Source organism: Paenibacillus sp. 598K (genome assembly GCF_003851045.1).
Classification (GTDB): Bacteria; Bacillota; Bacilli; order Paenibacillales; family Paenibacillaceae; genus Paenibacillus_D.
Genome location: NZ_BFBX01000003.1, coordinates 1535 through 15123, shown reverse-complemented (window position 1 = coordinate 15123; position 13589 = coordinate 1535). Strand labels below are relative to the sequence as shown.

Annotated in this window: 14 protein-coding genes; 1 reads left to right on the top strand and 13 read right to left on the bottom strand. The window is 61.0% G+C overall.

Translation table 11 applies throughout. From position 1 onward, the window contains the following. Positions 1-149: 149 nt before the first annotated feature. The 5 genes from PA598K_RS00820 to PA598K_RS00800 form a co-directional block, all read right to left on the bottom strand. Positions 150-437, bottom strand: coding sequence for a stage VI sporulation protein F (locus PA598K_RS00820; RefSeq protein WP_128655016.1), 288 nt, complete (start codon positions 435-437; stop codon positions 150-152). A gap of 97 nt (positions 438-534) precedes the next feature. After that, positions 535-2583, bottom strand: a complete 2049-nt coding sequence (recG, locus tag PA598K_RS00815) for an ATP-dependent DNA helicase RecG (protein ID WP_128655015.1) — start codon at positions 2581-2583, stop codon at positions 535-537. A gap of 8 nt (positions 2584-2591) precedes the next feature. Next, positions 2592-3449 carry a DegV family protein gene (locus PA598K_RS00810; RefSeq protein ID WP_128655014.1) on the bottom strand — a complete coding sequence of 286 codons (858 nt, stop codon included), beginning with the start codon at positions 3447-3449 and terminating at the stop codon, positions 2592-2594. 41 nt (positions 3450-3490) lie between these two features. Beyond that, positions 3491-5266, bottom strand: coding sequence for a DAK2 domain-containing protein (locus PA598K_RS00805; RefSeq protein WP_128655158.1), 1776 nt, complete (start codon positions 5264-5266; stop codon positions 3491-3493). 52 nt (positions 5267-5318) lie between these two features. Next, a complete protein-coding gene (locus PA598K_RS00800) occupies positions 5319-5675 on the bottom strand; it encodes an Asp23/Gls24 family envelope stress response protein (RefSeq protein WP_128655013.1) in 357 nt (118 codons plus the stop codon). A 256-nt stretch (positions 5676-5931) separates the two neighbouring features. Here PA598K_RS00800 and rpmB point away from each other — a divergent pair, with 256 nt between their 5' ends. After that, complete coding sequence (gene rpmB / locus PA598K_RS00795; protein WP_020615355.1) at positions 5932-6120, top strand: 50S ribosomal protein L28; 189 nt, start codon at positions 5932-5934, stop codon at positions 6118-6120. Between the two features lie 180 nt (positions 6121-6300). Here rpmB and spoVM read toward each other — a convergent pair whose 3' ends face one another. From spoVM to rsmB, 8 genes are all read right to left on the bottom strand, one after another. Next, positions 6301-6381: a stage V sporulation protein SpoVM gene (gene spoVM, locus PA598K_RS00790; RefSeq protein WP_020615356.1), complete on the bottom strand. Its 81-nt coding sequence runs from the start codon at positions 6379-6381 to the stop codon at positions 6301-6303. Positions 6382-6540: 159 nt separating this feature from the next. Further along, entirely contained in the window at positions 6541-6822 is a 282-nt protein-coding gene (locus tag PA598K_RS00785) for a hypothetical protein (RefSeq protein WP_128655012.1), read from the bottom strand. Continuing rightward, positions 6819-7478, bottom strand: a complete 660-nt coding sequence (gene rpe / locus PA598K_RS00780; protein WP_128655011.1) for a ribulose-phosphate 3-epimerase — start codon at positions 7476-7478, stop codon at positions 6819-6821. The genes PA598K_RS00785 and rpe overlap by 4 nt, the downstream gene beginning before the upstream one ends. Before the next feature lie 3 nt (positions 7479-7481). Further along, positions 7482-8402 (bottom strand): ribosome small subunit-dependent GTPase A, encoded by a 921-nt coding sequence (rsgA, locus tag PA598K_RS00775; protein ID WP_128655010.1) that lies wholly within the window; start codon positions 8400-8402, stop codon positions 7482-7484. Further along, positions 8392-10581, bottom strand: coding sequence for a Stk1 family PASTA domain-containing Ser/Thr kinase (pknB, locus tag PA598K_RS00770; RefSeq protein WP_128655157.1), 2190 nt, complete (start codon positions 10579-10581; stop codon positions 8392-8394). Before pknB ends, rsgA begins: the two co-directional genes overlap by 11 nt. 8 nt (positions 10582-10589) lie before the next feature. Next, positions 10590-11348 (bottom strand): Stp1/IreP family PP2C-type Ser/Thr phosphatase, encoded by a 759-nt coding sequence (locus PA598K_RS00765; RefSeq protein ID WP_128655009.1) that lies wholly within the window; start codon positions 11346-11348, stop codon positions 10590-10592. A 6-nt stretch (positions 11349-11354) separates the two neighbouring features. Beyond that, positions 11355-12401, bottom strand: coding sequence for a 23S rRNA (adenine(2503)-C(2))-methyltransferase RlmN (rlmN, locus tag PA598K_RS00760; protein WP_128655008.1), 1047 nt, complete (start codon positions 12399-12401; stop codon positions 11355-11357). A gap of 105 nt (positions 12402-12506) precedes the next feature. Next, a partial coding sequence (gene rsmB / locus PA598K_RS00755) for a 16S rRNA (cytosine(967)-C(5))-methyltransferase RsmB (RefSeq protein ID WP_128655156.1) occupies positions 12507-13589 on the bottom strand: 1083 nt, incomplete at its 5' end.

Genomic DNA, 13589 nt, shown 5'->3' with positions numbered 1-13589 from the left:
AGATTGGGCTGAATTTTCGTTCCATATGCTGAGGGCCCATCGAGCCTGGCCCACAATCAAAAAAGGTACTGCTGCCCGAGCATTCAGGCACAGTACCTTCTTTTGTTTCTCCCGATCCCAAACCGGCATACCTAGCAGCTCCCGGCTAATTAACGGAACATACTCCACAGCTTGAGCAGATGGAGCGTATTGTTCGGGTCGATCTTTTGGGCGAGGACAAAGGCGACAATTTGTTCCTCCTGCGTTTCCGTCAGCGGCTCGCTTAACGTTTTGGCGATCGAACGCACGAGCTTGCGCACCTTGGTCCGATCCCGCAGATCATATTTGGTGACCTGAGACAATTGATCCTTCACTTTTTCTTTCGTCGCCGAGTTTTTCATCTTCGCTTTGACTCGCTCGACGAACTCCGGGCGAATACCGTATTTTTGATAACTCAACCGCCACACCTCCATGAGCGCCCCGAGGGCAGATCACTTCAGTATATGCGCACGGACGGCCGATGTTGCCCTCGGCATCGACGGGCTTGTCCGCCTGCTAATCGAGCCGATCGGCCTGCATCACCTGGTCGCGCTCGAGCCGCTCCCTCAGTCTAGCGAAGACCGCTTCCTCCCAGAAGTCCGGCAGCGCCACCAGCTCGGCGGCATCGTCGCGCGCCGTCTCGAGCACGCCATAATCGCTCACCATGTCCGCCAGACGGAACTCGGGCAAGCCGCTCTGCTTCGTCCCGAAGAAGTCTCCCGGGCCTCGCAGCTCCAGATCCCGCCGCGCCACCTCGAAGCCGTCGTCCGTCTCGGTCATCACCTTCATCCGCTCCTGGCCCGTCTCCGACTTCGGATCGGCGACGAGCACGCAGTAGGACTGATGATCGCTGCGGCCGACTCGTCCCCTCAGCTGATGGAGCTGGGACAGCCCGAAGCGCTCGGCATCCATAATAATCATCAGCGTCGCATTGGGCACGTCCACACCGACCTCGATGACCGTCGTCGACACGAGCACATGCGTCTCGCCGCTGCTGTAGGCGCGCATCGTCTCCTCTTTCTCCGCACTGGTCATACGCCCATGCAGCAGCCCGACCCGCAGCTCGGGCAGCGCCTGCTGCATCTCGAGGTGGAGATCGATCGCATTTTGCACATCCAGCTTGTCCGACTCCTCGATGAGCGGGCAGATGATATAGGCTTGCCGTCCGACCGCCACCTCGCGCCGGATGAAGCCCTGGATGCGCTCCATCATACTATGCTTGACCCAGTACGTCTTGATCGGCTTGCGGCCCTGCGGACGCTCGCGGATCGTCGAGATGTCCATATCGCCGAACGCGGTAATCGCCAGCGTACGCGGGATCGGCGTCGCCGTCATCGTCAGCACGTCGGGGTGCATCCCTTTGCGTCTGAGAATACTGCGCTGATTGACCCCGAAGCGATGCTGCTCGTCGATGACGACCAGCCCGAGCGCCCGGAAGTCGACCCCTTCCTGGATGAGCGCGTGGGTACCGACGAGGATATCGACCACGCCCATCTGCAAGCCGGCCAGCACATCGCGCCGCTTGCGCTCCTTCATGCCTCCGGTCAGTTGATCGACCTGCACGCCAAGCGGCTCGAACAGCGCCTGCAGCGAGCGCGTGTGCTGCTCGGCGAGGATCTCGGTCGGCACCATCAGCGCGCCTTGATAGCCCGAGCGGACGGCGGCATAGAGCGCGATCGCGGCCACCACTGTTTTGCCCGAGCCGACATCGCCCTGCAGCAGCCGATTCATGCTGAACGGCTGGCGCATGTCATGGATGATCTCGTTGATCACCTTCTTCTGCCCGTCCGTCAGCTCAAACGGCAACCGTTGCGCCAGCTCCAGCACCGTCGCATTGTCGATCGTATGGGCGACGCCGTCGTCGCGCTCGCGCCCCAGCTTGCGGAACGCATGCAGCTTCAACTGGAACAGGAACAGCTCCTCGTAGACGAGACGCTTGCGCGCCGCCCGCCCCTCCTCGCTGTCCTCGGGATGATGGATCCGCATGATCGCCTCGCGGCGCGGCATTAGCTGATGACGCTCCAGCAGCAGCGGCGGCAGCACCTCCTCGATCATCGCGCCGAATTGCTCGAGCGCCTGCGCGATCGTCTTGCGCATCCATTTCTGCGTGATTGAGCCGCCTACCGAATAGACAGGCTGCAACGTGCCGGTGCGACCAGACGCCTTGTCAGCAAATTCGGAGCCTGTGACCGTCATATGCATCCGCCCCTGATCCCACTTGCCGGTGACGATCAGCTCGCGGCCCTGCGTCAGCTGATCCTTCAGGAACGGCTGGTTGAACCAGATGCAGGTGACGAGCCAGCGATCGACCATGATTTTGCAGGTCAGCCTCGATTTGCGGGCCCCGTACCTTTGCAGCACAGGGACGCTGGAGACTGCGCCCTGGATGGTGATGCGCTCGCCATGCTTCACCTCCGTGAGATTGCGGATCCGATAATCCTCATAACGAAACGGATAATACTCCAGCAGATCGGCGGCCGAATGAATGCCAAAGGCGTGAAGCTCCTGTTCCTTCTGAGCGCTCACGCCTTTGATCTGCCGCAGAGAGGTTGAAGAAAATAACATCGTCTCTCTCACACCCTAAACATAAATATCGCGGCAGTCCCTGGACCGACATGGGTGCCGATGACCGATCCGATCGTCGTATAGTCCACCTGTTGGACATTAAAATGCGATCTGGCCAGCTCGTACAGCTCGGTTGCCGCGCCTTGGTGCTTGGAATAAGCCATCATGACGCCGACTGGCTCGTCCTTGAAATCCTCTCGCAGCAAATCGACGATTCGCTGCATCGCCTTGCGCTGGCCTCTAACCTTGTCCACGGAAGCGACGAAGCCCTCCTTGTCGACGGTCAGGATCGGCTTGATGTTGAGGATCGAGCCGATCAACGCCGATGCTTTGCCGATCCGTCCGCCCTTCTGCAGATACTCCAGCGTATCAACCAGGAAATAAAGCCGCATATTGTCCCGCAGCCAAGCCACCCGCTCCAGAATCTCTTCCTTGCTCTTGCCCGCTCGCGCCATCCGCGCCGCCTCGACGACCCGGATGCCAAAGCCGAAGCTCGCCGACTTGGAGTCGATCACTGTAATATCGGCCTCCCTCTCGATGAGCGATTCCGCCAGGACGGCGGATTGATAGGTGCCGCTCATCTCCGAAGAGAGGTGAAAGGAGAGAATCTGCGCATCCGGCGTCTCTTCCAGAATCCCGTTATAGACCTCGATGAAGTCGTTGGGCGACGGCTGGGAGGTCGTCGGCAGCTGGGAGGACGCCTCAAGCTTGGCATAAAACTCGTCTGTCGTAATCGTCACCGCGTCGAGATAGACGTCCTGGCCGAAGTGAACCTTAAGGGGCACCATGACAATGCCAAGCTCCTCCCGCAACTCCTGCGGGATGTCCGCCGTACTATCCGCAACTATCCGGATGGTCGCACTCATCTGCAATCGCCTCCTCTTTCAATCTCTCTGCCATGCTACTCTTACTCTACGGCAAATAAATACGGGTACAAAGGCTGATCGCCGCTATGGACCTCCAGCTCGACCTCCGGATGACTTGCCTCGATCCAGGCCGTCAGTTGCGCCGTCACCGCCGGGTCCGACTCCTCCCCGGTCAGCACCGTGACGAGCTCGCCGCCCTCTCCGATCATTTGGTCCAGCAGCGACTTGCACGCCTCCAGCAGTTCCTGATGCGCGACGACGATCTGCTTCTCGCGGATGCCAATGCAGTCGCCCTCGCGGATCTGCAACCCGTCGATGACCGAGTCGCGCACCGCGCGCGTCACCTGACCGGACTGCACCTGCTCGGCCGCCTGCTTCATGAAGGAAGCATTGCGCTCCGGCGACTCGTGATCCTTGAACGCCAGCAGCGCCGCCAGGCCCTGCGGGATCGTCTTCGTCGGGATGACCGTGACGCGACGCTCGCTCAGCTCTGCCGCCTGTTGTGCGGTGAGGATGATGTTGCCGTTGTTCGGCAGCAGGTAGATGTGCTCTGCCGGCAGCGCCTCCATCGCTTGTACGAAGTCCTCCGTGCTCGGATTCATCGACTGGCCGCCGCTGAGGACGACATCGACGTTGTTATCGAGGAAGATATCCGAGATCCCTTCGCCGATCGCCACGGCAATGATGCCGTATGGCGCCAGCTCGTGCACCACAGCGGGCGGCTCACTCATGGCGGGAGCGCCGCTCAGCAGCTCAGGCAGCGCCTCCGCCAGATGCTGCTCGTCCGGCGCAATCGACGGCATCGCTGTCGAATCGTCCGGCGCGCCCTCGATGAACACTGTACCGTCATGGAGCAGCTCGCGGTGCTGGTCGCGCATGTTCAGGATATGGATATCCGACAGCTCTCCGTACGGAAGCGCCAGATTAAGCACATCCCCCGGCTTGCGGGAATGAACATGCACCTTGATGATCTCGTCATCGGCGATGACGACGATCGAGTCGCCGTCCTTGGCGAGCGCCGCCTTGAAGGCCGTCTCGTCAAAGCGGCGTCCGGCGCCCCCGCCCAGCTGGCGATTGATGAAAAACTCCATATCGTACAAAAACTCGATCGCTCCAGTCTCCAGCCGTGACTGGGCCGTGACCGGTCCGGAAGGCGCCGCAGCCGCGGGGACGCCGCCTGCGGCACGCACAGTCGGAACGGAAGGAGCAGTCGCATACGAAGCCGTCCCTGCGTCCGGAGCACCCTCCAGCGCAGCTACAAACCCTTCGTAGATGTATACAAGTCCCTGGCCGCCCGAATCGACGACGCCGACCTGCTTCAATACTGGTAACAGCTCCGGCGTCCGATCTAGCGCTTCCTTCGCCTTGGCGTGCACCTCGCGCATCAGCTCGACCACATCTCGCACCCGACGCGCGCTCTGGATCGCGTGCCGCGCCGCTTCCTTGGCCACGGTGAGGATGGTGCCCTCGACCGGCTTGACCACTGCCTTATAGGCCATATTGACGCCATGCTGCAGCGCGTCGGCGAACTGCACGCTGTTCATCTGCTCCAGCGTGGCGGCGCCTCTGGCGAAGCCCCGGAACAGCTGCGACAGGATGACGCCGGAGTTGCCCCGAGCGCCCATCAAGAGACCCTTGGAGAGCACCTCCGAGGCGCGGGCGATCGATGCCGACGGCTTGGACAGCAGCTCCTGGCGGCCCGCGGTCATCGTCAGGTTCATATTCGTGCCCGTGTCGCCGTCGGGCACCGGAAATACATTCAGGGCATTGACATGCTCTGCATGACGCTGCAGGCAATCCGCACCACGGTTAACCATGTTCGTAAAATCGTTTCCGTCTATTAAGCGCTTACTCAACGGAGTCCCCTCCCTACCGAGATACGCGTACGCCCTGGACAAAAATATGGACAAAATCGACTTGAATGCCGACTACGTCATTGAGCACATATTTGACTTTGGACTGAATGTTATGCGCTACCTCTGATATTTTTGTGCCGTAGCTTACGATGATGTATAAGTCGATGTGCATCTGATCATTCTCCTGGCGAACCTCCACGCCGCGCGAGAGGTTCTCGCGTCCGAGCAGCTCGGCGATGCCGTCCTTGAACTGCTTGCGGGAGGCCATGCCGACCAATCCGTAGCATTCCATAGCTGCCGAACCGGCTATGAGCGAGACGACCTCATTGTTGATATGAACAGTGCCGAGTTCCTGTTTGAGCAGCGGCATGGCGCACACTCCCTTCCCTATGTATACGGACTAATCCTCATTGTACTATAAAAAAAACTGATATTGAAGCCTTAACATGCGTTCTTCTCCACGTTTCTAATTATTGCTCTTTTTTTCGCCACTTATCCTATAGGTAACCCGCGCTGCGACACTTGAAGCGCGAGCCCAGCGAAACGTTGCATGGGGGTAGATTTAGACACCTGATTATGGTATGATATTTCAGTGTTTGTTTTTCCCGTTGAAGGAGGTGTATCGCATGTCCCGCAAATGTGTTATTACTGGCAAAAGCCCAGGCTCTGGTAACCACAAGTCACACGCCAACAACAAAAACCGCCGCACTTGGGGCGTTAACGTTCAAAAAGTTCGGATTCTCGTTGACGGCAAACCAAAACGTGTATACGTAAGCGCGCGCGCGCTGAAATCCGGCAAACTGACTCGCGTCTAGTTTACGGTCCTTCAGATTCGCCGCCTTTGCGGCGCAGCAACCGCTTATCTCCTGGCTCGCCCGGCGCAAGTCGCTTGCGCGGCCCGGACATCCAAAAAGCACCTGACCACGTTCAGGTGCTTTTTTCGTTTCCCTATACAAGGGCAACGGACTGATCCTTCGACAGCGGGCGGGCCGGGATCAGCTTTTTTGGAAGGTATTCAGGATCGCTTTTACGAAGCCGCCCAGAAACTTTGGCAATCTGATTGTGTAAAATTTCATGCTCATCCCTCCTCGGCCGCGATTGTCGAGTCAGCAAGCCGCCCCATCGCTTGGCACAATAAAAAATGGCTACATAAGAAGAGCGCTTCTCATGTAACCATCCTATGCGAATTCGAGTTGTCCTATGCCAAAGACGGGCGCGCGAAAGGCGCGGTTCGATCATCCCGCCTCAGGTATATCCAGCTTGCCCTGCGCGTACAACACCATAATAATAATGATCGTAATCAGCACATAAAACACAATTGCAAGCGCAATAAAGGTAATCCGCGAACGAAGCGACTCGAAATCCCGAAAAAAACGAATGCCGAGCAGCAGCGCCCCGAGCGAGAAGGCAAAACGAAGCAAGCTATCCATCTGCGCAAACACCGCCAAAAGCAAGCCGCAAGCGAAGCTGTAGGCCGTCAGCAGCAAAGCCCGCTTGAATGTGCTCCCCTCGTTCATCGCTGTCCCTCCGGTCGCAGGACGCGAATCGCCGCTGCCCGGTCAGTCTCGGTGAACACCGCATTGCCGGCAACGAGCACATCGGCGCCAGCCTGTCTGACCAGCTCTGCAGTCTCGGCGTTGATGCCGCCGTCTACCTGGACGAGCGTATCGCCCTTGCCGCATGCGATCAGCTGCTGCCGCAGCTGCCGCAGCTTGCCGAGCGAGCTGGGGATGAACTGCTGCCCGCCGAAGCCGGGATTAACCGTCATCAGCAGCACCATATCGACATCGGCCAGCACGTACTCGATCGCCTGCAGCGGCGTCGCCGGATTGAGCGCTACCCCTGCCGGCAGTCCCAGCTCCTTGATCATATGGATGACACGGTGCAGATGGACGCACGCTTCGGCATGCACGGTGATCCGGTCGGCGCCAGCCTTGACGAACGCTTCGATCAGTCTCTCCGGCTGCTCCACCATCAGATGCACGTCGAACGGCAGCTGCGAATACGGCCGCACCGCCTGGACGATCGGCGGACCAAAGGTCAGGTTGGGCACGAAATGTCCATCCATAATATCGATATGTATCCAGTCGGCGCCGCCGCGTTCCACATCGGCGATATCCTCCGCTAATCGGGCAAAATCAGCCGATAGGATCGAGGGTGCAATAATGGACATGATTCAATACCTCCGCTTTTTATCATTCATCTCGGCGAGGAAGAGCAGATAATGCTCATGGCGACTGGTCGCGATCTCGCCGTTCGCCAAGGCCTCCAGCACCGCACAGGAAGGCTCGTGTGTATGCGTGCAGCCCCGGAACTTGCAGCCGCCAGCGCGCTCCCGGAACTCCGGGAAGCAGGTAGAGAGCTCCTCTACGCCAAGCTCCTGGAAGTCGAGCTGGCTGAAGCCAGGCGTGTCGGCGACATAACCGTCGCCAGCGATCCGGATCAGCTCGACATGGCGTGTCGTATGCTTGCCTCGCCCGAGCTTGTTGCTGATCTCGGCCGTGTTGAGATCCAGACCAGGGACGATGCTGTTGAGCAGCGACGACTTGCCGACCCCGGACTGACCGGCGAATACGCTCAGATGACCGGCGAGCCTCGCCTCCAGCGCTGCGGTACCTTCGCCCAGCCGGGAGCTGGTGCTGTAGATCTCATAGCCGATCGGCCGGTAGATGCGCTCGATTGCCTCCAGCGCCTCGCGGCCCGCCGCATCCTCGCCTGACAGATCCAGCTTGCTCAGACAGATGATCGGCTGCAGCCTCGCATGCTCGACATGGGCGAGGAACTTGTCCAGCAGCTGCAGATTAAGCACCGGCTCCGTGACCGAGAAGACGAGCACGGCCAGCTCGACATTGGCGACCGGCGGCCGCACCAGCTCCGAGGAGCGGGGCAGGATGCGGTTGACCGCTCCTTCCCCGTTGTCGGTCTCCTCGTAGGCGACGAGGTCGCCTACGAGCGGAGATTCGCCGCGTTTCTTGAAGATGCCGCGCGCCCGGCACTGGATCATGCCGTCACTGGTATCTCCCTCTGGCCGCACATAGTAGTAGCCGCTCAGCGCTTTGACGATCCGACCGATCTGCTCTTCATCCTTATTGCTCATTCTGCTCGCCTTCCTCTCCGCTGCCGCCGTTCTCCTCGGTCGTCGGCGGATCCTCCGGCGTGCCAATCACCGGCGGTGTCTCGCCCTCCGGCGGCACCGTCTCTATTGGCGGCTCCTCCTGAGGCGGCGGATTGCTCTCGATCGGCTCGGCGACAGCCGTGCCGGAGCGCGCCGCATCATAAGAGATATGATAAGTGCGGATGAAGATCTCGTCGCGATAAACCGATACGAGCGCCTCCGTCCGCGGATCGAGCACAAGCTTGACCGGGAAGTTCTGCATGCTGTTGATGCGACGCTTGCCATAATCCTGATTGTCGCCTTTGGCATCCGAGAATTCGATCCGGATCTCGCTCGTCCCGTTCACCTCGGCAGGCGAGATCGGGATGTTGAACGTATACTCCAGCGCATCGTCCGGCAAGCCGGAGCTGACGGTGAGCGATACCTCGGCGCCGCGTGTCACTTTATCGCCAGGATTATAAGGGAATTGCTCCAACACTTGACCTTTCGGCAGATAGCTGGGCTTATAATCGATACCGGTGCCTGGTCCGAGCAGCAGTCCGAGCTGGGTCAGCTCGTTACGCGCCTCGCTTTCGGTTTTGCCGACCAGCGGCGGCATATCGAACGGCTGCAGTCCCTTGCTGACCTCAAAGGAGAACGAAGCCTCGGCAGGGTTGAACTCCTCGCCCTTCGGGATCGACTGGCTGACGACTTTGCCCGCCTCAAGCTCTTCCGAGAATACTTCCTCGGCGACGATCCGGCTGCCGTCGACGCCAAGCGCGATCAGAGCGGCCCGTGCGTCCTCATAAGGCTTGTCGTAAAAGTCCTCCATCTTCTCCATGTCGGGTCCGGTGCTGACGACAAGCTGGATATACGTGCCGACCTTGGCCCGCATATTCGACTTGTTCTGCCTGAGCACGATGCCCGGCTCGACCTCGGGATCCTCCTCGTAATCGATCGGGTCCGCGATTCGCAGACCGGCGGCTTCCAGCTCCGCCTGCGCCTCGGCCAACGTCTTGTTCACCACATAAGGCACCTCGACCTCATCGGTGTCCAGCTTGTCGACGAAATAGAAGAAGGCGGCCAGCGCCAGCCCCAGCACAAGCAGCGTCACGCCAATCGTCACGACCGGCTTCACCCAGCGCTTCTTGGCCGGCGTCGCGGGCGTGCTCGGCTCGCGCGCCTCGAGAGGCCGCTCGCCGTGGCGGGTGTGCATCGTCTGCGTGTTCATCGCCTGGGTATCCATCATCTGCGTCTTCATCGTCGAGGTCGGCACGCCTGGCTCCTTGCCTGGGCGGATCGCCGGCATGGCGCGCGTCGCCTCCAGATCGTCCTCGAATTCGAGCTTGGGCTCATGAAGACGCTCGGGCAGCAGACAGCTGTCTAGATCCTCAATCATCTCCTCAGCAGAGGCGTAGCGCTCTGCCGGGTCCTTGCGCATCGAGCGCAGGATGATGTTCTCGAGGCTCTGCGGGATATGCGGGTTCACGCGCCGCGGCGGCTCGAACTCCTCCTGCAGATGCTTGAGCGCCACGCTGATCGGGCTCTCCCCGAGGAAGGGCAGTCGGCCGGTCAGCATCTGGTAGAGCACGATCCCTAACGAATATAAGTCCGACTTCTCGCCAGTGTTGACGCCTTTGGCGTGCTCCGGCGAGAAATAATGAACCGAGCCGACGACCGAGCCCGTCTGGGTGATCGTCGAGGAGGTGACGGCGCGGGCGATGCCGAAGTCCGTTACCTTGACCCGGTTGTTTTTGCCGATCAAAATATTATGCGGCTTAATATCGCGGTGGATAATCTGGTGATGATGCGCATGCTCGAGCGCATCGCAGATCTGCAGAGCGATGTGAACCGCTTCCTGCGCCTGCAGCGGCGCACGCTCGAGGATCACCTCGTTCAGATTGCTGCCCTCGACATACTCCATGACGATATAATGCGTCTCGTCCTCCTGTCCGACGTCATAGATGCTGACGACATTAGGATGGGAGAGCGAGGCGGCGGACTGCGCTTCGCGGCGGAAGCGCCGGATGAACTCCTCATCGTGGACAAATTGCTGACGCAATACTTTGACCGCCACATTCCGGTTCAGCAGCACATCATGGGCTTTGTAGACAAGCGCCATACCGCCGCCGCCGATCTGCTCCTGGATCTCGTAGCGCCCGCTCAGCTTCGATCCGATCATCATATCTGTCACCCCTCTTGAGCCCTACCGGCGTGGCTTTGCAGCAGCACTACGGTAATATTGTCGTCCCCGCCCGCCTCGAGCGCCAGCTCGACCAGCCGGGCCGCCTTGGCATCCAGGTCGAGGTCGGGCATCTGTATCGTCTCGAGGATGCGGGCGTCGTCGACCATATTGCTCAGGCCGTCGCTGCACATGAGCAGCACGTCGCCGGGCCGCCAGTCGATCTTCAGCAGATCCACCTCGACGTTCGCCTCCGTGCCGAGCGCTCGCGTGAGCACATTGCGGCGCGGATGGTTGGCCGCTTCCTCGGCTGTGATCTGGCCGCTCTTGAGCAGCTCGTTGACCAGCGTATGATCCTCCGTGATTTGATGCATCGCAGCGTCTCGGATGTGATAAGCCCGGCTGTCGCCGATATGGCCGATGACACCTTGATCGCCCTGGATCAGCGCAGCGACGACGGTCGTACCCATATTGTGGTACTGCTCGTTTTGCGAGGCGATGCCGTACACGACCTCATTGGCCTGCAGGATCGCCTGGCGGATCAGCAGCTCGGCTTCGGCGCCGCTCAGCGTGCTGGCGACGCTCGCTTGCGTCGCCTCGCGGAACGCCTCGACGGCCAGCTCGCTCGCCACATCGCCAGCCTGATGGCCACCCATCCCGTCGGCGACGATCGCCAGCGCATGGGCCGGGCCGCCGCTCACCGCCCAGGCGCGGTCCTCATTGACCGTGCGGATCCGTCCGATATCACTTCGGTTTGCCGTTATCAATCGCGGTCACCTCGTCTTTGATTCCATATGTTTGGCGCGCAGCTGCCCGCAGGCGGCCGCGATATCATGCCCTTGCTCCCTGCGGATCGTAACGTTGATGTTTTTGCGCTCGAGGATGCGCTGGAACTCGAAGATATCCTCGCGCGGCGTGCGCACATACTTGCGCTCCGGCACGTGATTGACCGGGATCAGGTTGACATGGCAGAGCAGCCCCTGCAACACATCTCCCAGCTCCTCCGCATGCTCCGGCTGGTCGTTGACGCCGCCGATTAAGGCGTACTCGAACGTCAGCCGACGTCCCGTCTTGGCCACATAGTAGCGGCAAGCCTCCATCACATCCACGAACGGGAAGCGGCGGTTGACCGGCATCAGCTTGGAGCGCAGCGTATCGTTGGGCGCATGGATCGAGATTGCCAGATTGATCTGCGTGTTCTCCTCGGCGAACTTGTACATGCTCGGCACGATGCCGCTCGTCGAGACGGTGATGTGGCGCTGCCCGATGTTCAGCCCCTTCTCGTGGATCATCAGCCGCAGGAAGGTCATCGTCGCGTCATAGTTCTCGAACGGCTCGCCCGAGCCCATGATGACGATGCTCGAGACGCGCTCGTCCGTCGCGTCGAGCATCTGCTGCGCGGTTACGACCTGAGCGACGATCTCGCCGGCCGTCAGATTGCGCTTCAGCCCGCCCAGCGTGGAGGCGCAGAAGGTGCAGCCGATCCGGCAGCCGACCTGCGTCGTGACGCAGATGCTGTTGCCATAATTGTGCCGCATGATGACCGTCTCGATCGCATGGTCGTCATGCAGGCCGAACAGGAACTTGACCGTGCCGTCCTTGGACTCGAAGCGGGTAATCTCCTGCAGCGTCACAAAAGCGAACTGCTCCGCCAGCTTGGCGCGCAGCGGCTTCGGCAGATTGGTCATCTCCTCGAAGTCGCGCACCCGCTTCACGTACAGCCAGTCGAACAGCTGACCGGCGCGGAAGACCGGCTCGCCCTGCTCCTTCATCCAGTCCTGGAGCTGCTCGAGCGTATAGTCATATATAAATGGTTTCATCCGTTATCACAACCTGTTTCCCTGAGATTGGCCTTGCCAGGCCATCAGTTCATTGTACCACAAAGGCACGCTCCGGGCCACAGCCGCTCCGCGCGGCGGCCAGCGTCAGGCGCGCTTGCGCAGCCGCGCAATATAGAAGCCGTCGGTGCCAAAATGCTGCGGCAGCAGCTGCAGGCGACCGTCAAAATCGTCGCCGACGACGCCGCCCTCGCGCAGCCGCGCCAGCAGCTCCGGCGGCCAGGCGGCATCGAGCTCGAACTCGGAATGCGCCTGCAGGAAACGCTCGATCTGCGCGTCGTTCTCGGACGGCTCAACCGTGCAGGTGCTGTAGACGAGCCGTCCGCCCGGCCGCAGCAGCGGCGCGACCGCCGCAAGCAGCCGGGCCTGAATATCGGTTACGGCGGCAATGTCGTCCTCCGACTTGTGCCACTTGATCTCCGGCTTGCGGCGGATCACGCCGAGCCCGGAGCACGGCGCGTCCAGCAGGATCAGGTCGAGCGAAGCGGCAGGCAGATGCTCGGCGAGCTCGGCTGCGTCCCCAGTCGTTGTGCGAATGCTCTGCAAGCCGAGCCGCTCGGCCTGCGCCTCGATCAGCTGCCGCTTGTGCGGATGCAGATCGTTGGCCCAGACGACGCCTGCATCGCCCATCCGCTCGGCCAGATGCGTCGTCTTGCCTCCCGGCGCTGCGCAGCAATCCAGCACCTGCATGCCGCTGCTCGGGTCAGCCGCCTCCGCCACCAGCATCGAGCTCTCGTCCTGCACCGTCCACCAGCCGTTGCGGAAGCCGATCGTGTCGGCGAGATTGCCGCCGCGCGAGACGACGATGCCTTGGCCAGACAATGGCGAGGGTTCAGCCTCGCAGCCCTCCTCCCGCAGCAGCGTCAGCGCGTCCTGGCGACTCTGCCGGAGCGGGTTGACGCGGATGCTGGCATGCGGCGGCTCGTTGTTGGCGATGCACATCGCCTCGGTCTGCTGCTCGCCGTAAGCGGCCAGCCAGCGGCGGACGAGCCATAACGGATGCGAGTGCGCGAGCGCGATCCGCTCGTCCGCAGGCAGTCCCGCAGGCAACGCCAGCTTGTCGTCGCTCCGCAGCAGACTGCGCAGCACGCCGTTGACCATGCCGGAGATGCCGCGATGACCGCGTTGCTTGGCCAGCTCGACCGCCTCATTGACCGCCGCATGCGGCGG